We start from the raw sequence: 22,168 nt of genomic DNA, 5'->3' as shown, positions 1-22,168 counted from the left end.
GGGATGACCATTAGATGAGGTAAGGCTTCGCCGGTTGGCGAACGCTGTAAATGAGGCCATGCAGAGCAGGATCTTGCATGTAGCGCAAAATCCTGGCCGGATAATCAAGTTTTCCATTGTGCAAATAGGCCAGGGTGGCAATGGCCTTCGCATCCACATAGGAGCGACTAGCGATCAAGATCGATCCTTGGTTGAGACCAAGCTCATTTTTGATTCTCGACAATTTCGCTGCCAGGAGCTCGATGTTGGCATCAGGATTCATCAGCAGATCTCGGGCTTCGCTGATCTGTTTGGGGGTGGGTTCTGCAGGTAAGCGGCCCTGGTGAATCAGTTCACTGATCCCAAGTTGAGCTGGTCCATGGGTATCAACCAACCCGGAATGCACTACGAAAGGAAGATCTTCTCCAGGCTTTGAGTGCTGAATTTCATCAAAGAGTATGGCTGTGATCAACATCGGGTTGATGCGATGGCGGGAAGCCTCCCGCTGAATCACAGGTTTCAAACTCCTCAACCTGGAGAGTGTGTTGGCGCGAAGTGGCTGTAACTGATCTACTCCTCGGGTGAAGAGCTGAGCCAGAGGGGTCTGGGGACCATGTACACCAAAACGGCGCTGCAGGAGCTCCAGTTCCTCCACACTGAAATCAGTTGGGTCCGGATTGAGTTCACCGGGTGAGGACTGATCTCGAGCTTGCTTCGATGAACGCGAAGAGAGATCCGAAAGAGAGATCGGACGCAACGACGAATGAAATGCCAGGCAAGTTGCTGCCAGCGCAGCGGCACCGCAGAGAACTCCACGGATGGAGACAACCCGAACCGGAGACCTGTCTGTGGACATGTTCGGAGATTAGCGCCGGTGTTCCATTTGATGGGCAGCCAAGCGGATTGTGGATACCTTCAGAGCGTGCATGCACCTCGTGATGAGCTTCCCGGATTTCAGCGCCACTGATACACAGATTCAATGGCAACGCTTCTGCGATCTCCTCTGGTACCACGACGATCTCGGGATTTGGCTGGATGTCAGCCGCATGCATCTCAACTCCGCAGCATTGGACGAGCTCACTCCCCCGCTGGAGAAGGCCTTCGATGCGATGAAGAAGCTCGAGGGTGGAGCCATCGCCAATGTTGATGAAAACCGCCAAGTAGGCCACTACTGGCTTCGCGATCCTCGATTGTCACCCGATCCAGAGGTCAGCCAGCACATTGCCTCAGAGGTCAACGATATTGAGCAGTTCGGCAAGGCTGTCATCAGTGGCGAGATCAAGTCGCCCACTGGTCAACCCTTCACCGACATTCTCTGGATTGGCATCGGTGGTAGCGGTCTTGGCCCCCTGCTGATGGTCCGTGCCTTGCAGGACAACGGACAAGGGCTGCCATTTCACTTTTTCGACAATGTCGATCCGAACGGCATGAGCCGGGTGCTCGGCGAACTGGGAAATAACCTGCTCACGACACTTGTGGTCACCGTCAGCAAGTCTGGCGGAACGCCCGAACCCCATCTGGGGATGGAACAAGCGCGACACCGTTTGGAGTCGCTAGGGGGCCAATGGGCGGCTCAGGCTGTAGCGATCACAATGTCTCAAAGCCTTCTTGATCAACAGGCTTCGAAAGAGAAGTGGCTCAAACGCTTTGACATGTTCGACTGGGTTGGTGGGCGTACAAGCATCACCAGCGCCGTCGGTCTTTTGCCAGGTGCGCTGATCGGCACCGACATCCGAGATTTTCTGGCCGGAGCTGCTCAGATGGATGAGGCCACCCGCCTCGCCGATGTACGTCGCAACCCTGCGGCTCTGATGGCAGCTGCTTGGTACTTCGCAGGTGAAGGGAAGGGCAAGCGCGACATGGTGGTGCTGCCTTACCGCGACCGTCTGGAAGTCTTCAGCCGCTATCTGCAGCAGTTGGTGATGGAGTCCCTGGGTAAGCGCCTTGATCGCAGTGGAGCCATTGCGCACCAGGGCATCGCTGTGTATGGAAACAAAGGTTCTACAGATCAGCATGCCTATGTTCAGCAGCTTCGCGATGGCGTCGATAACTTCTTCGTCACCTTCATCGAAGTTCTGCGTGATGTTGAAGACATCCCTGAAATCAAGGGTGAGCGTCCTGGTGACTTCCTTGATGGTTTTGTCCAGGGAACACGTTCTGCCCTCACCGAAGGCGGGCGTCAAAGTTTGAGCATCAGCATGCGGACATTCGATGCCCGCAGACTCGGGGCGCTCATCGCCCTGTTCGAACGTGCTGTTGGCTTCTACGGCGAGCTTGTCAACATCAATGCGTATCACCAGCCAGGAGTTGAGGCAGGGAAGAAAGCAGCCGCTGCGATTCTGAAACTTCAGAAACAAGTGGAGGACGTGCTCAGTGATGGAACATCCCGTTCCGTTCTGGAGATTCAGCAGGCGATCGGGGAGGGATCCGATGAAGCGATCTTCTGGATCCTGCGTCATTTGACTGGAAACAACCGTGGATACCAGGCTCAGGGAACTTGGGACAGCCCGGCATCTCTGCGCTTCGTTAAGGGATAAGCAGGGTCAGGACGGCACCAGATTGACAAGCTTCCCCGGCACCACGATCACGCGCCGGGGTGGCTTGCCCTCCAACCATCGCTCCGCCACTTCACTGGCCAAAGCCAATTCCTCCAGTTTCTCTTTGCTGCAGTCAGCCGGAACGCTGATTGATCCGCGCACCTTGCCTTTCACCTGGATCACAAGATCCACGGTGTCTCGTCTTAATGCAGCGGGGTCATGCACCGGCCATGGTTGGTTATGAACGCTGCCCTGTCCGCCGAGGCTGAACCAGAATTCCTCAGCCAAGTGGGGGGCAAACGGAGCGAGAAGGCGGATCAGCGCTGAGATCGCTTCAGCCTGAACACTCCTTGATGCTTCAGCGAGCGATCCTGAAAGGGCATTGGAGAGTTTCATCAACTCCGAAATCGCCGTATTGAATTGGTACTCCCCCCTCAGGTCGTCACTCACGGCTTCGATCGCGGTGTGCACTGCTCGGCGGATCCCAGACTCCTGTTCGGACAGGACAGAACCTTCAGGTACAACGGTAGGCTCGCTGAGAAGCTGATCCTGGTGATCTGAGCGCACGCTCTCGATCAGGCGCCAGAGCCGTTGCAGGAAACGGAACTGCCCTTCAACGTCTGCATCATCCCATTCCAGATCTTTTTCAGGGGGTGCCTTGAACAGAATGAACATCCGAGCCGTGTCTGCGCCATAGCGGTCGATGACGGCGGCGGGATCTACACCGTTGTATTTCGACTTCGACATCTTCTCGAACAGCACCTCCAGATCGCCGCCGTCCAACGGGTCTTTGGGTGCGCTCTCGTCACTCACTTCCGAGGGCGCCACATACCGACCCGTGCGGGGATTGCGGTAGGTCACACCTTGGACCATCCCCTGCGTGAGCAGTCGCTCAAAGGGTTCGCGGATGTTCAATAAGCCACGATCACGCAGCGCTTTGGTGAAGAAACGGGAATAGAGAAGATGGAGGATCGCGTGTTCGATACCGCCGACGTATTGCTGCACGGGCAGCCAACGCTCCACAGCATCAGGATCGAAAGGACGCTCCATGTTGTGCGGATCGGCAAAACGAAGGAAGTACCACGATGAGCACATGAAGGTGTCCATGGTGTCCGATTCCCGTCGGGCGGGTCGCCCGCATGTCGGGCAATCCACGGCCACCCAGGATTCCAGGGAGGCCAGGGGTGATCCCCCTTTGCCTTGCAGATCCACATCCTTGGGCAAGGTCACCGGAAGCTGATCCGCTGGAACGGGTACGGCGCCACAGTGGTCGCAGTGAATGACCGGAATCGGACACCCCCAATAGCGCTGGCGCGATATCAGCCAGTCCCTCAGCCTGAATTGGCGTTTGGGTCGGGCCCATCCCAGATCGTGACCGTGAGCCGTGATCGCCTGCCTGGCATCGTCACTTGACTGGCCATCGAAGCGGCCGCTGTTCAACAGAATCCCCGGTCCTGTCCATGCCTCACCATCACTGAGATGTTCGTTGGCACCGGCGGCCAGGATCACCCGTTTCACCGGAAGTTCGTAGGTGCGTGCAAACAGAAAATCGCGTTCGTCATGGGCTGGGACACCCATCACGGCTCCGGTGCCGTAGCCGGCGAGAACGTAATCGGCGATCCAAATTGGGATTGATTCACCGTTGACCGGGTTCACTGCTGTGGCACCGATGGGCACACCTCGCTTGGGACGGTCATCCGCCGTGCGTTCATCAGCACTCAGCTCACTTACCAGATCTCTAAAAGCGGCGACGGACTCGCGCTGTTTGTCCGATGTGAGAGCGTCAACCAGCGGATGCTCAGGAGCCAGCACGACATAGCTGACGCCATGCAGCGTGTCGGCTCGTGTGGTGAAGACTGTGATCAACGCGTCGTCATGACCGCTGACACGGAAATCAATCTCTGCTCCGATGGATCGACCGATCCAGTTGGCCTGCATTGTGCGAACCCTCTCGGGCCATCCATTCAGCAGGTCAAGATCATCCAGCAAGGCGTCGGCGTAGTGGGTGATCCGCAGGAACCACTGCCTGAGATTTTTCTGCTCCACAAGAGCGCCAGAACGCCAGGAACGTCCCTCACTGTCAACCTGCTCATTGGCGAGAACGGTTTGGTCGACAGGATCCCAATTGACCGTGGCATCTTTCTGGTATGCCAACCCCTGGTCGAGCAGCTCCAAAAACAGCCACTGGGTCCACCGGTAGTAATCGGCATGACAGGTGGCTTGCTCCCTTGACCAATCGATTGACAGGCCTAACCGATCGAGCTGAGCTTTCATCTGTTCAATGTTGCGATCGGTCCAGATCCCTGGATCGATCTGACGCTCAATCGCTGCATTCTCAGCGGGGAGTCCGAACGCATCCCACCCCATGGGATGAAGAACGGCATCGCCCCGCATGCGTTGAGCCCGGGCAATCACATCGGTAATGACGTAATTGCGCACATGTCCCATGTGCAGGGTTCCCGACGGATAGGGGAACATCGAAAGGGCATAGAACGCGTTCTGACCGGGCTCCGGTGAACGGGTTGCATAGAGATCGTCGTGTTGCCACTGGCTCTGCCAGCGCTGCTCGAGCGCGATGGGATCGTACCGATCCGGTCGTTCAGAGGCCGTCGCGGTGGCGGAGGAGGACTTGGAGGCCGTCACGGCACGAAAACACCTGGGGCGATCGTGACATAACCAGGGATCGAACCCGGTGGTTCAGATCAAGGTTCGGATGGTGAGCACGGACTGACGATTGATCAAGATCGGATCGGACGCGTCATCACGTTGAACGGCCAGATAAAGGGGGTCCTGCCATGAAAGTCGGCCGTCGATGCGTTTTCCGTCGCTCAGTTCAACACTCAGAGTGCGCTGGTCGCGGATCCAGGATTGAAGAAGACGGATTCCGGGAAGACTGGGATCAAAGCTTGTCGGCTCCATAGGATCACTCAGGGGTAACGAAGCGCCATGCTGCAGTTCAGCAAATACCAAGGTCTCGGCAACGACTTCATCTTGGTGGAGGGTCGGGATGGTCGGCTTCCTGAGAGCATCACCTCTCCCAATGCTGACTGGGTCCGTAAGGTCTGTGACCGTCGCTTTGGCCTCGGAGGCGATGGCTTGATCCTTGCCCTGCCCCCGCAGGGCCAAGGAGATCTGCGCATGCGGATTTTCAACGCCGATGGTTCGGAGGCTGAAATGTGCGGCAACGGAATCCGCTGCCTTGCCCGCTTCCTTGCCGATAGTGATGGTGATTTACCTGGACGGAGCTGGAGGATCGAAACACCAGCTGGTCAAATCATTCCCGAACTTCAACAGGACGGACAGATCCGCGTCGATATGGGCGCTCCCTTCTTGAAACCAGAGGCGGTTCCGACGCTTTTAAGCCCAGATGAAAACGGTCTGCCACGTGGCGAAGTCACCCGCGAAGGTCTCACCCTCTCCTTGGCCGCGGTGGGTATGGGCAACCCCCATGTGGTGGTTCCTGTGGACGATCTGGAGACGATCCCTTTTGAAGCACTCGGCGCCCAGCTGGAGTGTGATCCAATCTTTCCAGCTAAAACCAACGTTCACTTTCTCAAGGTTCTCAGTCGGCAGCATCTCGAGATTCGCGTCTGGGAACGGGGAGCGGGTCCAACACTGGCTTGCGGGACCGGTGCCTGCGCCACGCTGGTGGCTGCATTTCTGCTCGGGCTCAGCGACAGCGAGGCAACCGTCGTGCTTCCAGGCGGACCGCTGAGCATCAGCTGGCCTGATCAACAGGGGTCGGTTTTCATGACTGGTCCAGCAGTGGCCGTCTTCGATGGCGTGATGAATCCAGACCTGATGCCTGGGGGGCGTTCCGAAGAGATGGCTGCTGAACTGAAACCTGCAGTGGCTTCAACACCTCCAGCTCTGGACTGTGCCAATGACTGCAAGGAGGGTTGCAGGCAACCTAAACGTTGTCTGCGCGAGGAGGCTCAGGCGAAGGTTCAGGCGTTCCTGGCATCCACATCGCTGGACTCGATGATCAACCTGGCCGGAGAGTCCCTCGAACAACGCACTCTGTCCCGCATTCAGCGTGATGGTCAGAGCTGACTCGGGGCCCATTTACCTCGATGCTTGTGCCACGACACCTCTGCGTCCGGGTGTGCAGCAGAGGATGCTGGATGTACAGAACCAGGCCTGGGGCAATCCTTCCAGCCTGCACTCCTTTGGGATTGCCGCAGCGGAAGCCCTGGAACGCAAAAGGGTTGAGATCGGTGCACTGCTCGGCGCCGATGCCAATGACGTTCTGATCACATCAGGAGCCACTGAATCCATACATCTCGGAATCCGGGGCTTGGCGTCGTCCTTCGCGCCAGGACGGATCGTGATCTCCGCTGTTGAGCATCCAGCCGTCACGGCGGCCGCTCATGCACTCACCCCCTTGGGCTGGCAGGTGGCCACGGCCCCGGTGGATTCTGAGGGCATCCTGCAACTGGATCGATTTGAGGAGCTACTGCACCCACCCACGCGGTTGGTGTCCGTGATTTGGGGGCAGAGTGAGGTGGGCACGCTGCAACCTCTTCAGACGATCGGCGCTCTTTGCCGTCGATACGGAATTCCCTTCCACACGGATGCAACCCAGGTGATCAGCCAGGCCCTGCCCGACTGGAACACCCTGCCGGTGGATTTACTCAGCGCGTCTGCCCACAAATGCGGTGGGCCAAGAGGTGTTGGCCTGCTGCTGATTCGTCGAGCCTGGAAACAGCAACTCACCGCCCTGCTGACGGGCGGCGGGCAGGAGAACAACTTGCGCAGTGGAACTGAATCTGTCGTGTTGGTGGCGGGAATGGCTGAGGCGCTCGCGCAGATTCAACGATGTGACGTGGATGGCTTGCCTGACAGTGGCGATGGCATCCGGCGAATCAGGGATGAATTGGAGCTGCAGCTCTGCCGGACAGTTGGTGTCGCAACGCTCGGTCAACCTCAACAACGCCTGCCTCATCATCTCGCCTTGATGCTTCGCGATCGTTCAGGCAAGCCGCTTTCAGGACGACGCATGGTGCGAGTACTCGATCAAGAAGGGTTGGCCGTGAGCAGCGGCAGTGCTTGCTCTTCAGGACGAGACACCGACAGCAGCGTGCTCTCAGCAATGCGCATGCCAAAGGAGATGAGACGCTCAGGTCTGAGGCTCAGCCTCGGGTTCTGGAACAGCTCAAACCAGATCGGAAGCATTGTTGAACGTTTTGAACGAGCAATGCAGGTCTGTAGTGAATGAGTGCGGATCGATCGCTGTACGCTCCGCCCAAGACGCAATAGTGAACTGTGAGCGCTGTCCTTCCCGCTGATCTTCTCGAGGCAGAGAAGCGCACGGTTTCAGCGTTGGAGTCTGTTCTCGGTGGGGCCCGGCGAGGACGATGGTTGGTGACCTGGCGATTCGAAGGTCTGAGAGTCATGGGTCCGGCACTGCGTTTGGCCAGAACGCTTCGGGAACAAGGCTGTCCTCTGCTCGTGGCTTTTCCCGATGCTGGCGCAGCGGCTCTAGCCAAACGAGACGCGACCGATCTCGCCGACTGTTGCGTTGATTTCATGCAGCTGCAGAGGGATCCTGCCTGGGCGGATCGAGGCGAACTGCTGTTGCTCGTTGGTGCCCAACCCAGCGATTATGAAACCGTTGAGGCGATCTGCAACCTCTGGAAAGAACCCGTGGTGCTCGTCAACGGACGGCTTGAAGATGCCGGCGTCGGCATCGGCAGTGTGGCTCGTTCCAGACGTCGCGGTTTTTTGTCCACCTGGACCGTCGCATTCCATCTGGAGCCGCTCCCTCAGGGCGCACTGCTGATGGAAAGAGAGAAGGAATGGGACCTTTTCCGCTGTGATCCCGATGGGTACCGATGGATTCAGCGGTTTGAACAACGACCTGAGCGTGAGCAGATCGACGCAGCAATCAACCCATCAGCGGATGGATTGAAACAGACATTGGGTGCTGTCGATCGGTTGATCGATGATTTGAGAGGTTGATCCCTGGCCGCAACACTTTTAGTGTGCGGTCTCCCTCGGAGCGTCATGGGCATCAAGGATCGTTTCCGCTCCCTGTCGGTCGTTGATACCGCTGCCGCTCTTGTGGCGATGGTCGCAGTTGCTGGCGTGCTCTGGAGCCCGAAGCTCAGCAACACGGTTGCCAGGGCGACAGGATCCGTGAAACCGGTGTTGGTGAGTGTTGATGTCCGCAATTCGAGAGCTGCAGACCCTGAACGTCTGATCAAGGAAGCTCTTGGAAACGGAAGCACCAATCTGATCATTCGCAACCAACCAGCTGGCAGCGCTGAACTTATCCGTGTGGATGACATCCGCAGGAAACTCGTGGCTGTGCAACCCGATGGTCAAGTGGTTTTTGCTGATGATCCCAATCAGCAGATTCAAGGCATCATCGATGCCCGATTCATCCTGCGAAGCAATGCCACCATCACTCCTTCAGGAGTTGTTGTTGCAGGGACCAAACTCAAAGTCGGCACTCCTGTCGAACTGGATGGCCGCCTTTATCGGCTGAATGGGATCGTCAGCGGGATTGACTTGCAATGAAGACACCAATCATTCCTGTCCTTCTCTTGCTGGGAACACTCCAGGAAGGGGTCAGAGCTGAAATCATCCCCTTGATTTCGCCTCCTCCTCCAGAGACACAACAACCACTCCCTGAGCTGCAGGAACCCCGCTCCTGCCCATCGCTTCAGACGGCTATTCAGGCCAATCTCGGTTCCGAATCAAGAGTCTGGTCAGTCACAGTTCTGAATAGTGATGGGGATGTACTGGGGGATATCAATGGTTCGGTCGCCCGTATTCCTGCTTCCAATCAGAAGCTGATCAGTACTGCCTACGCCCTCGATCGTCTCGGACCGGATTTCCGACTGAAGACGCGCCTGATTCAGCGACCGGATGGCTCTATGGAACTGAATGGAGAGGGTGATCCCGATCTCAGTATTGCCGGGCTGCAGCGCTTTGCTCTCGCTGCTCTTCGTCAAGGTGGATCTCGAGGGGTGACGTCAGGACCTGTCAATCTCATGGTGCGTGAGGAACCACGTCGCAACTGGTGGCCGAGTGACTGGCATCCGGCGGACCGTGGCTATGCCTACGGGGCACCTATCACGCGACTTGCTCTCACCAGCAACGCTGTTGGCGGTGCCGTCAGTGATCCCTACAACCGACTGCAGCGTTTGTTTCAGAAAGAGGTGCAACGGCGGGGCGGAGCAGTGCGCATTCAGCAGGTCCAACCTCTGAGCATGGCTGAGATCTCTGATTTGGGGGATCGGGAGGAAATGGTGGTTCTGCATGAAGAGACTTCAGCCCCCATGCATGCTCTGCTCAGTCTCGCCAACACTGAGAGCCATAACTTCACAGCAGAGGTGTTGATGCGTCAGGCGGCCGACTTGTGGGACGTGAAGGCTGCATCCAGAGCGACAGAGCGCTGGATGTGGGAACAGGGTCTTCCCATCCAAGGACTGAGGGTTGCTGATGGAAGCGGGCTGTCCAGGAACAACAGGGTGACCAGCCAGACCGTTGCCGCTCTGCTGATGCGTATGGATCAGCATCCCTATGCCGCTTATTACCAAGCATCCATGGCCATTGCTGGTCGCCGGGGAACGCTCAGAAATCTCTACAGAGGAACTCCAATCGATGGACGCTTTCGCGGCAAAACCGGAACAATCAGCGGGGTTCGCAGCATTTCAGGAATTCTGCAAACCGCTGATGGACCACGCTACGTGAGCATGATTTCCAACGGTTCCGTTCGGCCGAACACGGTGATCGGCCAAATTCTGCGTTCTGTACTGAAACTCAGCCCGTGCCCTTCATCTGCCTCATCCGCGCTGAAGAACGGCGTGCCCGGCTGATTGGAACAGCCTTTGACTCATTCATTTCATTGACAGGAGTCGGGGTTTCACTCCGACCTGTTTGAATTTTCACCAGTTCCTGTCGGCCAGCCAACACCACCTGAGACATCTCCTTCAGGCGCTGTTCGAGTTCACCAAGAGTCTGTTCTGCATAACGATTGGCACCGTCCTGAACAGAGGCAGCCTCCTGGCGACTCCGTTGAATCAAGGACTCGCATTGCTGTTGGGTCTGCTGACGGAATTGCAGCGAATCCTGATGAAGGCGTTCGGCTTCACTCTGAGCTTCCTTCTGAATCCTCAAGCCTTCCTGACGGATCTGATCGAGCTCCTGCAGTGACTGCTGACGGCTCCGTTCATGCTGTTCCGTGAGCTGACGCTTCAATTCGGTGGCTTCCTGATCAAGCTGCTGACGTCGCTGTAAAGCTTCCTGCTCAAGCTGCTGCCTGCGGGACGCGTACTGCTGTTCCAGCTGAGCCTGTTTCGACTGCATCTCCTGTTCCATCTGAGCAGCCTGACCCCGAGCCGAGTGCAGGAGCTGCTCGCACTGTTGACGAACCTGATCACGCATCTCATTCACCTGTCGCTCAGCTTCCTGTCGTATGGACGCCTGGGCAACAAGGAGTTCGCGCTGTTGTTGAGCATTCGAGACGATCTCATCAGCCTGGGAACGCGCTGTGGCGATGAATTCATCGCGCTTCAGCAACAACTGTTCGGCCTGAGACACCTGGGAGGGCATCGCGTCACGGACTGCATCCAGTAGCTCGACGGCGTCCTGCTCATTGACGAGCCTCCCTCCGCTGAAGGGGATACGACTTCCCTCGAGCATGATCTCCTCGAGCAGATCAAGCTGGTCGAGTACGGAAAGCCGGATCTCGCTCATCGTGAAGGGGGTATGAAAGCCGAATTAAAGAACCTCTCGAGGTCTTCCGCCACCTCTCTGGGTACCATGTGGTCAACTGCACCACCGAAACGGGCCACTTCTTTCACGACTGAGCTGCTGAGAAAGCTGTAGTGGGCTGCCGTCGTGAGAAATATGGTTTCAAATTCCGGATCGAGCGATCGATTCGTGTGTGCAATCTGCAGCTCGTATTCGAAATCGCTCATTGCCCTGAGTCCACGCAGGATCAGGCGAGTTCCCTGTGCTCTGGCACAGGCCACGGTCAACCCGTCAAAACTGGTCACGGACACATTGCTGAGGTGCTTCGTGGCAGCGTTGATCTGAGCAAGACGCTGATCAAGGGAAAACGCTGGCGACTTGCCAGGGTTCTTCAGAACAGCAACGACCAGTTCATCCACTAGAGAAGCACCCCTCTCAATGAGATCGAGATGCCCGAGGGTGAGAGGGTCGAAGCTGCCTGGATACAGCGCTTTCATCCAATCTCGATGGCGGTTTGGACGGATCCTATGCACTCACAATTCCTAGGATTCGAGCCATGCCTACCCTGATCGAACAACCGGATCGGCTCGAACAGCGCCTGAAGGAGATCCCCTCTGAACCCGGCTGCTATCTGATGCGGGATGGTGAGGACCGACTTCTCTACGTAGGGAAGTCCAAGAGCTTGCGCAGTCGCGTACGCAGCTATTTCCGCAGCAGACACGACCTCAGCCCTCGAATCAGGCTGATGGTGCGTCAGATCTGTGAGATTGAATTCATCGTGACCGACAGCGAGGCCGAGGCCCTGGCTCTCGAGTCGAACTTGATCAAGAACCAACAGCCGCATTTCAATGTGCTGCTCAAAGACGACAAGAAATATCCCTACCTATGCATCACCTGGAGTGAACCCTATCCGCGCATTTTCATCACTCGACGCCGCCGCTTTCGCAGCCCGCTCGATCGCTTCTACGGCCCTTACGTGGATGTGGGTCTACTCAGACGAACTCTCTTTCTTGTGAAGCGAGTGTTCCCGCTGCGGCAACGGCCCCGACCTCTTCATGCCGACAGGACCTGCCTGAATTACAGCATTGGTCGTTGCCCTGGGGTCTGTCAGGAAAAAATCAGCTCTGAGGACTACCACCGGACGCTGCGCAAGGTGGCGATGGTGTTTCAAGGGCGCAGTGATGAATTGCAGATGTTGCTCCATCAGCAGATGGAGCGCTATTCGGAACGGATGGATTACGAATCTGCAGCAAAGATCAGGGATCAGCTGCAGGGTTTGGATCAACTAACCGCTGATCAGAAGATGAGCCTGCCTGACGCCTCGGTGAGTCGCGATGTGATCGCTATGGCCGGTGATGATCGTTTGGCAGCAGTGCAGTTGTTCCAGATGCGGGCTGGCAAGCTTGTCGGTCGCCTGGGCTATCTCGCGGACGCATCCAACCAACCGTCTGGACTGACGCTGCAGAAAGTGATCGAAGAGCACTACAGCCAGGTGGATTCCGTTGAAATTCCTCCCGAACTGCTAGTTCAGCATCAGCTGCCGCAGCAGCCACTGATTGAAGAATGGCTTTCTGAGCAACGGGAACGCAAGGTTCAGATTCACTGTCCGAAGCAGCGCCAGAAGGCTGATCTGATTGAGCTTGTTCAGCGCAATGCTGACTACGAACTGCAGCGCGCCAAACAAGGACAAGAACAGCAGGCTTTGGCAACGGAGGATCTGGCCCAGCTGCTCGAGCTGCCCATACCGCCGCGACGAATCGAGGGCTACGACATCAGTCATATCCAGGGGAGCGATGCCGTTGCGTCCCAGGTTGTGTTTATTGATGGCCTGCCTGCCAGGCAGCATTACCGCAAATACAAGATTCGCAGCAGCAGCATCCGAGCTGGTCACAGCGATGATTTCATGGCCATGGCAGAGATCATGCGCAGGCGCTTCCGGCGATGGGCCCTGGCCAAGAAAGAGGGTGTGGATGTCGGAGCACTGCGACAGAAAGGTGGCAGTGCTTTGCAGACCGATGGACTGAACGACTGGCCTGATGTGGTGATGATCGATGGTGGAAAAGGTCAGTTATCGGCAGTGATGGAAGCGTTACGGGAACTTGATCTGCACGAAGACCTCACCATCTGCTCTCTTGCCAAACAAAGGGAAGAGGTGTTTCTACCGGGGGAGACTCAGCCCCTCGAAAGTGATATGGACCAGCTGGGCGTTGCCCTGCTGCGCAGACTCCGCGATGAAGCCCACCGTTTTGCCGTCAGCTTTCATCGTCAGCAGCGTGGGGAACGCATGAAACGGTCGCGTCTATCAGATATCCCAGGAGTGGGACCGAAGCGGGTGAAAGACCTGCTTGCGCATTTTCATTCGATCGATGCCATTCAATTGGCCTCTGTTGAGACCCTCGTCAAAGCCCCAGGTGTGGGGCTCGCTCTAGCGCGCGATATTCGCTGTTTCTTTCACCCTGAGGAGGACACACAGCAGGATGGTGCGGTTCAAGTCTCGGAGTCGATCAGCTGATGATCCGCGTTCTGCCGTTGATCCTCTGCCTGATTGGCATGCTGTCAAGTCTCTGGTGTCCTAGAGCAGCGAACGCCTCACCAGGACTCTGTACGGGGCCGGTCTGCGCTGATGACATCACGCGCAGTGCGAAGAACCACTGGCAACTGGTGCTGAAACTGAATGACCAGCAGGGTCATCGGGAAAAAGTGGTGATGAACTGCCTGGCAGGGCAGCTAAGCCCAAGCTCTGGACCCGTAGACCGTGCTTATGCAACCGCCGTTGGCCGCAGGGCCTGCCGTTTAGCGGGTGAGGGCCGCTGACGATGGAGATCGCTCTTGTTTATCCCCATCAGTTGTTCGCGGACCATCCGGCGATCACCAAAGGTCGTCCCGTAGCCCTGATCGAAGACCCGCTCCTTTTCGGCACCGATCCTCACTGGCCGATCCGGGTTCATAGGCAACGTCTTCTGCTGCACAGAGCCACGATGACGGTCTATGCCGAGACATTGCGACATCGGGGTTACACAGTTTTCTACCGCCGACATCACGAAGCGAGCACAACCGAGGATCACCTTCAAGCTCTTCGTTCATCAGGGTTCGTCAGTTACCACCTTGCTGATCCGCTCGACGATTTGCTCGAGAAGCGCCTGCGTCGGTTCGTGGATCGCACGGGGGGAGAGCTACGGATCCTGGCCTCACCGATGTTCCTCACACCAGCGTCGATGGTTGAGGAGCACTTCGCCAGCGGACGCAAACCCTTCATGGCCAAGTTCTACGAGCAACAGCGCCGGCGGATGGGCTTGCTTCTAGAAGACGACGGAGGACCGCTCGGTGGCCATTGGAGTTTCGATGCCGACAATCGCAAGAAGCTTCCGAAAGGGATCAGCGTTCCAGCTGAACCCTCGCACCGCAACGGTGCCGAAGTCGAACAAGCCCGCAAAGAACTCGAGTCTGAGGCGCTGCCCTTCATCGGCAGCTGGGAGGCCTTCAGCTACCCAATTCGGCATGAGGACGCGGATCGGTGGCTGCAAACGTTTCTCGAGTATCGCCTGCGGGATTTCGGTGCGTATGAGGATGCAATCAGCACCCAGCATCGGGTGATGTGGCACAGCGTGCTCACACCCATGCTGAACATCGGCCTTCTAACGCCGCAGCAGATTCTGGATCGCACATTGGAACGAGCTGCGGACGGTGACATTCCCCTCAATTCCCTGGAGGGATTCATCCGTCAGATCGTGGGATGGAGGGAATTCATGGCCGTGATGTATCGCAGGCATGGTGTGGCCATGCGCAACAGCAATTTCTGGAAGTTTGAGGACAGACCAATCCCAGATGCTTTCTACACCGCGACAACGGGACTCCCTCCAATTGATGACGCCATCGGCCACGCCCTGAGCAGTGGCTACTGCCATCACATCGAACGGTTGATGCTGCTTGGAAACGTCATGCTTCTCTGCGGCTTTCACCCCCAACGGGTGTACCAATGGTTCATGGAGCTGTTTGTGGACGCCTACGACTGGGTGATGGTTCCCAACGTCTTCGGGATGAGCCAATTCGCTGACGGAGGACTCTTCACCACCAAGCCCTATCTCTCAGGCTCGAATTATGTCCGCAAGATGTCCGACTACAAGAAGGGTGCCTGGTGTGACGTCTGGGACGGACTGTTCTGGAGTTTCATCAAGCGCCACGAAGACTTTTTCCGAAAGCAATACCGACTGGCGATGATGGCAAGGAACCTTGATCGCATGGATCCAGAAACTCTCCTGGCTCACCAGCGATGCGCGTCCGAGTTTCTTGACGGGCTGGCCTGAAGCCTGCTTATGGTCCCTTTCAGTCCTTCCCTAGCGATGACGCTTCCTCCCGAGGCCTATCTCTGGTTCAAGACCCTTCACATCGTTGGTGTCGTGGTCTGGTTTGCAGGCCTCTTCTATCTCGTGCGTCTCTTCATCTATCACGTGGAGGCCGATGAGATGGATCCAGACCTGAGCTTGGCCTTCAAAAGCCAGTACGGGCTGATGGAAAAGCGACTGGCGAACATCATCACAACCCCGGGGATGATCGTGGCGGTCACGATGGCGATCGGATTGCTGGTGGCTCAACCGACCTGGCTGCAACAGGGTTGGATGCACGTCAAGCTTGCGTTCGTTGCCGCTTTGCTTGTTTATCACTGGTTCTGTTACCGGCTGATGGGACAACTCCAGGCAGGTCACTGTCAGTGGAGCGGAAAACAGTTACGCGCCCTGAATGAACTGCCAACGCTGCTTTTGGTGATCGTGGTGATGCTTGTGGTCTTCAAATCACAATTCCCAACCAGTGCAGCCACCTGGTTCATCGTGGGTCTGGTGGTCTTCATGGCTGCTTCCATTCAGTTCTATGCCCGGTGGCGCCGGCTGAAAGCTGAATCCATCGCTGCGGAGTCTGGTCATGCCAGCTGAGCAGCATCCTCTCCGCGCGGTCTTAGAGACAGTCGGCCCTTTGAGCTGTCCTGACGAGCTCAATTTTCACTGTCACACCATCTGCAGTGATGGGAGTCTTCGACCAGAGGATTTGATCCAACAAGCGAGCAGTCATGGACTGCGTCACCTCGCAGTGACAGATCACCATTCCTCTGCTGCCTACCTGCCCATGCAGAGTTGGCTAGAGGCCCAAACAGAGCTGGACCATCCAGCACCAACGCTCTGGACTGGAATGGAAATCAGCTGCACTCTGCGCGGTTGCTTGGTGCACGTCCTGGCCCTCGGCTTCGAGCCGAGGCATCGAGCTCTGGCGGTTTATAACCACGGGGATGCAGCCGTCGGTGAAGCGTTGCGTGCCGACACCGTTGTTAAAGCGATTCACGAGGCTGGTGGACTGGCCGTATTGGCTCATCCAGCGCGTTACAGGCTGGGATTCCGTGACCTGATCAATGCCGCTGCCGATCTGGGAATCGATGGTGGCGAAGCCTGGTACGACTACGACATGCAAACGCAGTGGCAGTGGACTCCGATGGTCTGTGAACAGATCGATGATCAGTTGAAGAACCTTGGCCTTTTGCGTACGTGTGGAACCGACAGCCACGGAGTTGACCTAAGAGGTCGCTAAGTTCAACCAACGTCCCTGATCTCGGGTATGGGTTTCTTCGACCGTCTGCTCAATTCCGGTTCCTCCGATTCCGATCGGACCCGTGAGGCCACCGGACCCAAGCAGGCAAAACCCAAGCCCGAGGCCTATTACCTCGATAGTGACAGTTCCTCGACCCTTGGGAACAGGGATTACATGCGGGAAGCCAAGACCATCCGTCGTACCTTCCCTGGCACGCTTGATAACCCTGGCGGCAAAGAACTCGTCACTGAGGTGGACGCCCTCGATCTCAAGGTGGACAAACGCAGCGATGGTCTCGGGGATCGGAAGGCTGAAAAGCCCATGGAAAGTTTGATCAAGGACGGGATTCCCAAGCCGGTGAAAAAGACGTTCGCCGAGACCATGACCAAGACGGAGCTGGATCAAAAGCTCAAAGGCAGTGCTCTGAAGGCATCTGGAGTCAATACTCCCAGTGCGCCTGATTCCGCGCCCGTTGCACGCAAGGAAGAACTCAAGCCTCAGGAAGAACCAGTCCCGACTCGTGGTGGCGCCGCTCCAAGCAGCAAGCCCGGCTCAATCGATCCGTTCCGTGCAATGGTCCGCGACCTCAACAACTGACCAGTACGTCATTCGTACAAGCCACCACCGCATTCGACCCTTCGTTCAGCCGCCAGAAGCAATGCTTTGATCCCTTTGAGGAGGGAATCATCTGCATTGCTCCACAGCTTGCGATGGGATGCCTCGAGCAGCCGTTCAGCCATGTCCCGTAGAGCCCAGGGATTCACTCTCTGCAAAAACGCCTGAACGTCGTCATCCAGCAGCCAATGTTCCGCAATTTGGGCGTAGCACCAATCGGGAACAGCTCCTGTTGTGGCGTCGTAGGCAAAGAGATAGTCGAGGCTGGCAGCCATTTCGAAGGCCCCTTTATACCCATGCCGTTGCATCCCCTCGATCCAACGGGGGTTGAGCAGACGACTGCGGACAACCTTGTCGATCTCCCGTTCAAGGCCATGGATGCGCAGACGTTCGCGACGAGAGTGATCTGCGAACAGAAGGCTGGGTGTCTGACCACCGGCCTGCTCGACAGCGGCGGCCAGACCTCCCTGGAACTGGTAGTAATCGTCGGAATCCAGGAGGTCGTGTTCACGGTTGTCCTGGTTGTGGATCACCACCTGCACCGAGCGAAGAGCCTGTTCAAGACCAATTCGGTCCGCATGGCCCACGGCATCGCCGTCGTAACGCCAGGAGCTCCAGGCGAGATAAGCCTCGCCCAGGTCAGACCGCCGCTCCCACTGACCTGAATCGATCAGGGCCTGAAGACCGGCTCCATAGGCTCCCGGTGCTGAACCGAACAGCCTGGACTGTGGTCCTTCCGATCGGGTGAGATGAGCCAGAGGATTCTCCGAGTCCGGCTCATTCAGTCCAGCAACCAGGGTGAGCGCACGATTCACCCAGCCCAGAAGCTGGGGAAAGGCATCCCGAAACAAACCGGACATGCGCAGAGTCACATCCACCCGCGGCCGTTCAAGCAAGGTGAGAGGTATCAGCTCGAGATCCACCATCCGTCGGGTCGGGCCGTCCCAGACAGGGCGGACGCCGAGCAAGGCGAACATCTGGGCGATGTCTTCCCCACCATTACGCATGGTCGCTGTCCCCCACACCGACAAGGCAAGGTGGCGTAACGGTTCACCGTGCTCCAGCTCGTAGAGCTCCACCAGCTGTTCGGCACTGCGCCGACCAAGATCCCAGGCTGCCTCCGTGGGCAGTCCACGCAGATCAACGGAGTAGAAGTTACGTCCTGTTGGAAGCACGTCATCCCGTCCCCGGGTGGGTGCTCCGGACGGACCGCTCGATACGCGTCGCCCTGAAATCCCCGCCAGTAAGGCATCTCGTTCCCGCGTCCCACAGTGCTGAAGTCGAGGCCAAAGGTCCGTCCTGATGAACTCAAGCGGTGCAGGAAGCGATGGTCCCTCGAAAACGCGGATCAGCGGATCAGCCAGCGCGAACGAAGCATCGCCTGAAGCTTCGAGCTCTAGACCCAACAACCGTTGCAACAGCCGTTGCGCTTGCCCCTCAAACCACTCAACCGCATCACTGACCCGACGGCAGGCTGGCGCACCCAGGGCACGCAGAACGGTTCTGTCGTGATCAACCAGGAGCAGTCCGTCCTCATCGCCCCAAGGATCAACACTGAGCTTGCACTCGCGAGCAATCCATTGGGTGAGACCCGGTCGGTCTGCAACAGGAGCTCGGGCAATAGCGATTAGCAGTTCGAGAAGCGATGTTGATGAGGGCAGTTCACCCAGTCGATGCAATCCGGTGCGGATCTGGGCTTCCTTCAGCTCGCAGAGATAGGTTTCGACCTGCTCAAGGGTTGCGCTCCAGTGTGAGAACTCGGAGACCGCATCGAGTGTTTCAGGACGACCAGGCCAATCCAATTCAACGAGCAGTGCACTGAGTTGTTGTTCCAGAGCGCGGCAGCGGGACGCGCCGAGCTGACGCGCCTCGATGTACTCATCCAGCAGTGATTCAAGAGAGAGCAGGGATCCGTGTAATCCAGCCCTGCCAAGCGGAGGCGTCAGATGATCAATGATCACGGCATGGCCGCGACGTTTGGCCTGGGATCCTTCACCCGGGTCGTTGACGATGAAGGGATAGAGATGGGGGATTGGACCAAGGGCCAGGGAAGGGGCACACGACGCGCTGAGTCCGACGGACTTACCCGGTAACCACTCGGCACTTCCATGTTTGCCCACATGGATCATCAGCTGACAGCGCTCCACAAGGCGCAACCAGAGGTATTGGGCCAAATAGCGATGGGGAGGAGGAAGATCCGGTGAATGGAGATCACTGAGCTGCTCCGGGTCATACCCACGACTCGGTTGCACCAGCACGGTGACCTTTCCGAATCGGATTCCGTGGATGGCGAATCCGTCGGCATCGAGATCTTCAGCACTACGGGGCTGCCCCCAGCGGCGTTCAATCACGTCACGGGCCGATTGCGGAAGCGTTGACCACCAGCTCAGATAGGTCTCGAGCGGGAGGTGGGTCAGGGGAGGCCTGAGATGACTCTCCGGATCGTTGGTCCGCCCGGCAAGAATCATCGCCATCAGAGCATCGGAATCCTGGGGCAAGGGCTGACGTCCAAGATCGAATCCCTCGTCCTGCAGCCAGCGAAGGATGTTCAGGCAACTGGCTGGGGTATCGAGCCCCACACCGTTCGCCAAACGTCCATTGCGGACTGGATAGTTGGCCAAAAGGAGCGTCAGGCGCCGTTCACTTGCACCGGTCGTCTGAAGATCGACCCAGGCGAGGGCATGGTCAGCGATCCAGTTGATCCCTGCGCTGTCGGGTTCGAGTCGCTTCACGGCCGTGCAAAGCCGATCGTCGGCTTTGAGCACTTCACGGAAAGCGCCGATTCTTGTCGTGATCCGCCCATCCAGTTCAGGAAGAACAACCTGCAGAGAGAGATCGATGGGATCAAGACCCTGAAACGACGACAACCAGGAACTGCGTGGACGCGATGAACTCAGGAGCTGAAGGACTGGACAATCGAGACCGTCCCAGAGCGGAGCGCCCAGACCAGCTTCCGAAAACTGAACCGATGCGAAGGATGTCGTGGTGATCACCAGGGCAACCTGCTGATGGCTGAACATCCGTTGGACGGCCTCCTGCACAGCGGCGTCACGGAGGCTGCTCACCCAGAGAGCTCGGGGAGAGAGTCCGCGCTGGCGAAGAACGTTCAGCAGTGCATCGCACCAGAGCAGATCACCAGACTGGCGATGCGCTCTGTAGAGGAGCACGCCGACCCGTGTGCCCGACTCCTCCTGCCAGTCATAGGGATCAGGATCAGGAGTGGGAACTGCCGTGAGCAACGGTGGTGCCTGGGATCCCGATCGGTCGGGATCGCTCTCGAGAATCCAACGGAGACCCGACAGCCAGATGTCCAGATTGTCTGCTCCACCCTCTCGGAGCAGAAGAGCCATGGCGTCGCAGAAACCTTCAGGAAGTGATCCGAGGCTGTGAAGCTCGCGATCCTGATCGGCGGTTCCAGCAAGAACGAGAAGTCTCCGCTCAGTTCTGGCGGATTCCCAGAGAGAGCACTGGTCCAATCCGTAGGACCAATGCCCCCGTCCTCCGAGGAGGCGCACAACGATCAGGCGTGTGAGCGATGTGCAATTTGAGAGGTAGTGATCGATCTGTGCAGGATGGTTCAGGGCATCGAGCGGGAGTGCACGAATCCGGCCATCCCATTCCTTCGAGGGAGAACCCTCCAAAAATCCTGCCAGAGCAGACAGATCCGTACTGGCACTGCTGAGAAAAAGCACTTCAGCGCTCGGCTGCTCGACATAAGCAACCGGATCGTCGGTATCGCCTCCGGGGAGACTGGTTAAACGATGCATCAGCCCATTGTCCCGAGTGATCGACTCCCCGGTGCGCGCAAGTGAGAAGATCTGATCATCGGATCGTCATCGATGCATCAGTTCCTTCCCTATGCCTGGTTCCAGGGACGCTGCGTTCCGTTCGAGGAAGCCAAGGTCTCGGTGGCGACCCATGCTCTGCACTACGGGACTGGAGCTTTCGGAGGGATGCGAGCGATTCCAGATCCCTCCAAGCCCGGAGGCATGCTGCTGTTCCGACCAGAACGGCATGCACGTCGGCTGTCTCAAAGCGCCCGTCTCCTGCTGGCGGATCTGAGTGAGGCCACGGTGATGGATGCACTGGTGACGATGTTGAGAGCCAATCGACCCGCAACACCGATTTATCTACGACCCTTCGTTTACACCAGCGATCTCGGGATCGCTCCCAGGCTTCACGACATCGAGACCGATTTCCTGATCTATGGCCTCGAACTCGGCGACTATCTGTCACCAGAGGGTGTGAGCTGCAGGATCAGCAGCTGGACACGGCAGGAAGACCGGTCCCTGCCACTGAGGGGAAAAATCAGCGGTGCCTACATCACCAGCTCACTCGCCAAGACGGAGGCCGTGAGCAGCGGATTCGACGAAGCACTGCTGATGAACACCCGTGGCAAGGTGAGTGAAGCCAGCGGGATGAATCTGTTCATCGTCAGGGATGGCGATCTGATCACACCTGGAGTGGATCAGGACATCCTTGAGGGGATCACCCGCGCCAGCGTGATCGAACTGGCGAAATCGATGGGACTGAACGTGATCGAGCGACCGGTCGACAAGACAGAGCTCTTTATCGCTGATGAAGTGTTCCTGACCGGAACGGCTGCCAAGATCACGCCGATCCGTCAGTTGGAATCCACGGTTCTCTCCAATCAACGTCCCGTCATGGATGCCTTGCGTCAACGGCTGATCGCCATCACCGAAGGCCGGGATGAGGAATTCCGTCACTGGGTGACACGCATCGAGCTGGATTCCTGACCG

At 57.6% G+C, this 22,168-nt stretch carries 19 protein-coding genes; 13 read left to right on the top strand and 6 right to left on the bottom strand.

The window, feature by feature from the left end:
- Positions 1 to 10 precede the first annotated feature (10 nt).
- Complete coding sequence (locus WH7805_RS02405; protein WP_006041351.1) at positions 11 to 835, bottom strand: hypothetical protein; 825 nt, start codon at positions 833 to 835, stop codon at positions 11 to 13.
- 82 nt (positions 836 to 917) lie between these two features.
- Here WH7805_RS02405 and WH7805_RS02400 point away from each other — a divergent pair, with 82 nt between their 5' ends.
- Entirely contained in the window at positions 918 to 2,516 is a 1,599-nt protein-coding gene (locus WH7805_RS02400) for a glucose-6-phosphate isomerase (protein ID WP_038004915.1), read from the top strand.
- Positions 2,517 to 2,522: 6 nt separating this feature from the next.
- Here the strand turns inward: WH7805_RS02400 and leuS are convergent, their stop codons facing one another.
- Both leuS and WH7805_RS02390 read right to left on the bottom strand, forming a co-directional pair.
- Positions 2,523 to 5,159, bottom strand: coding sequence for a leucine--tRNA ligase (leuS, locus tag WH7805_RS02395; protein ID WP_006041349.1), 2,637 nt, complete (start codon positions 5,157 to 5,159; stop codon positions 2,523 to 2,525).
- 54 nt (positions 5,160 to 5,213) lie between these two features.
- The gene (locus tag WH7805_RS02390) at positions 5,214 to 5,435 is read right to left on the bottom strand and encodes a hypothetical protein (RefSeq protein WP_006041348.1); all 222 of its coding nucleotides are present in this window, start codon (positions 5,433 to 5,435) and stop codon (positions 5,214 to 5,216) included.
- Between the two features lie 27 nt (positions 5,436 to 5,462).
- Between WH7805_RS02390 and dapF the strand changes: the two genes are divergently transcribed.
- The 5 genes from dapF to dacB are packed head-to-tail and all read left to right on the top strand — an operon-like array spanning position 5,463 to position 10,342.
- Positions 5,463 to 6,569: a diaminopimelate epimerase gene (gene dapF / locus WH7805_RS02385; protein WP_006041347.1), complete on the top strand. Its 1,107-nt coding sequence runs from the start codon at positions 5,463 to 5,465 to the stop codon at positions 6,567 to 6,569.
- Positions 6,556 to 7,734: a cysteine desulfurase family protein gene (locus tag WH7805_RS02380; protein ID WP_006041346.1), complete on the top strand. Its 1,179-nt coding sequence runs from the start codon at positions 6,556 to 6,558 to the stop codon at positions 7,732 to 7,734. Before dapF ends, WH7805_RS02380 begins: the two co-directional genes overlap by 14 nt.
- A gap of 47 nt (positions 7,735 to 7,781) precedes the next feature.
- Positions 7,782 to 8,477 carry a DUF1995 family protein gene (locus tag WH7805_RS02375; protein WP_006041345.1) on the top strand — a complete coding sequence of 232 codons (696 nt, stop codon included), beginning with the start codon at positions 7,782 to 7,784 and terminating at the stop codon, positions 8,475 to 8,477.
- A gap of 45 nt (positions 8,478 to 8,522) precedes the next feature.
- Positions 8,523 to 9,038 (top strand): DUF4330 domain-containing protein, encoded by a 516-nt coding sequence (locus WH7805_RS02370; protein ID WP_006041344.1) that lies wholly within the window; start codon positions 8,523 to 8,525, stop codon positions 9,036 to 9,038.
- A complete protein-coding gene (dacB, locus tag WH7805_RS02365; RefSeq protein WP_006041343.1) occupies positions 9,035 to 10,342 on the top strand; it encodes a D-alanyl-D-alanine carboxypeptidase/D-alanyl-D-alanine-endopeptidase in 1,308 nt (435 codons plus the stop codon). Before WH7805_RS02370 ends, dacB begins: the two co-directional genes overlap by 4 nt.
- Here the strand turns inward: dacB and WH7805_RS02360 are convergent.
- Together WH7805_RS02360 and coaD are read right to left on the bottom strand one after the other, a co-directional pair.
- Positions 10,287 to 11,222: a hypothetical protein gene (locus WH7805_RS02360; protein WP_006041342.1), complete on the bottom strand. Its 936-nt coding sequence runs from the start codon at positions 11,220 to 11,222 to the stop codon at positions 10,287 to 10,289. The genes dacB and WH7805_RS02360 overlap by 56 nt on opposite strands.
- Positions 11,219 to 11,716, bottom strand: coding sequence for a pantetheine-phosphate adenylyltransferase (gene coaD, locus WH7805_RS02355; RefSeq protein WP_006041341.1), 498 nt, complete (start codon positions 11,714 to 11,716; stop codon positions 11,219 to 11,221). Before coaD ends, WH7805_RS02360 begins: the two co-directional genes overlap by 4 nt.
- Before the next feature lie 59 nt (positions 11,717 to 11,775).
- On the opposite strand from coaD, the gene uvrC reads away from it, so the two are divergent.
- From uvrC to WH7805_RS02325, 6 genes are read left to right on the top strand one after another with little or no spacing between them, the layout of a single operon-like run.
- A complete protein-coding gene (gene uvrC / locus WH7805_RS02350; RefSeq protein WP_006041340.1) occupies positions 11,776 to 13,731 on the top strand; it encodes an excinuclease ABC subunit UvrC in 1,956 nt (651 codons plus the stop codon).
- Positions 13,731 to 14,033 (top strand): hypothetical protein, encoded by a 303-nt coding sequence (locus tag WH7805_RS02345; RefSeq protein ID WP_006041339.1) that lies wholly within the window; start codon positions 13,731 to 13,733, stop codon positions 14,031 to 14,033. The genes uvrC and WH7805_RS02345 overlap by 1 nt, the downstream gene beginning before the upstream one ends.
- A gap of 2 nt (positions 14,034 to 14,035) precedes the next feature.
- Positions 14,036 to 15,523, top strand: a complete 1,488-nt coding sequence (locus tag WH7805_RS02340) for a cryptochrome/photolyase family protein (protein ID WP_006041338.1) — start codon at positions 14,036 to 14,038, stop codon at positions 15,521 to 15,523.
- Positions 15,524 to 15,559: 36 nt separating this feature from the next.
- Positions 15,560 to 16,147, top strand: coding sequence for a protoporphyrinogen oxidase HemJ (hemJ, locus tag WH7805_RS02335; RefSeq protein WP_006041337.1), 588 nt, complete (start codon positions 15,560 to 15,562; stop codon positions 16,145 to 16,147).
- Positions 16,137 to 16,793, top strand: coding sequence for a PHP domain-containing protein (locus WH7805_RS02330; RefSeq protein ID WP_006041336.1), 657 nt, complete (start codon positions 16,137 to 16,139; stop codon positions 16,791 to 16,793). Before hemJ ends, WH7805_RS02330 begins: the two co-directional genes overlap by 11 nt.
- Positions 16,794 to 16,820: 27 nt before the next feature.
- Complete coding sequence (locus WH7805_RS02325; RefSeq protein WP_006041335.1) at positions 16,821 to 17,390, top strand: hypothetical protein; 570 nt, start codon at positions 16,821 to 16,823, stop codon at positions 17,388 to 17,390.
- A gap of 8 nt (positions 17,391 to 17,398) precedes the next feature.
- Here the strand turns inward: WH7805_RS02325 and cobN are convergent, their stop codons facing one another.
- Complete coding sequence (gene cobN, locus WH7805_RS02320) at positions 17,399 to 21,175, bottom strand: cobaltochelatase subunit CobN (protein WP_006041334.1); 3,777 nt, start codon at positions 21,173 to 21,175, stop codon at positions 17,399 to 17,401.
- Positions 21,176 to 21,247: 72 nt separating this feature from the next.
- On the opposite strand from cobN, the gene WH7805_RS02315 reads away from it, so the two are divergent.
- Positions 21,248 to 22,165 (top strand): branched-chain amino acid transaminase, encoded by a 918-nt coding sequence (locus tag WH7805_RS02315; protein WP_006041333.1) that lies wholly within the window; start codon positions 21,248 to 21,250, stop codon positions 22,163 to 22,165.
- Positions 22,166 to 22,168: the final 3 nt, after the last annotated feature.

It is taken from the genome of Synechococcus sp. WH 7805 (genome assembly GCF_000153285.1).
Classification (GTDB): Bacteria; Cyanobacteriota; Cyanobacteriia; order PCC-6307; family Cyanobiaceae; genus Synechococcus_C.
The sequence above is the reverse complement of the archived record's forward strand: the minus strand, read 5'-3'. Positions and strand labels throughout refer to the sequence as shown.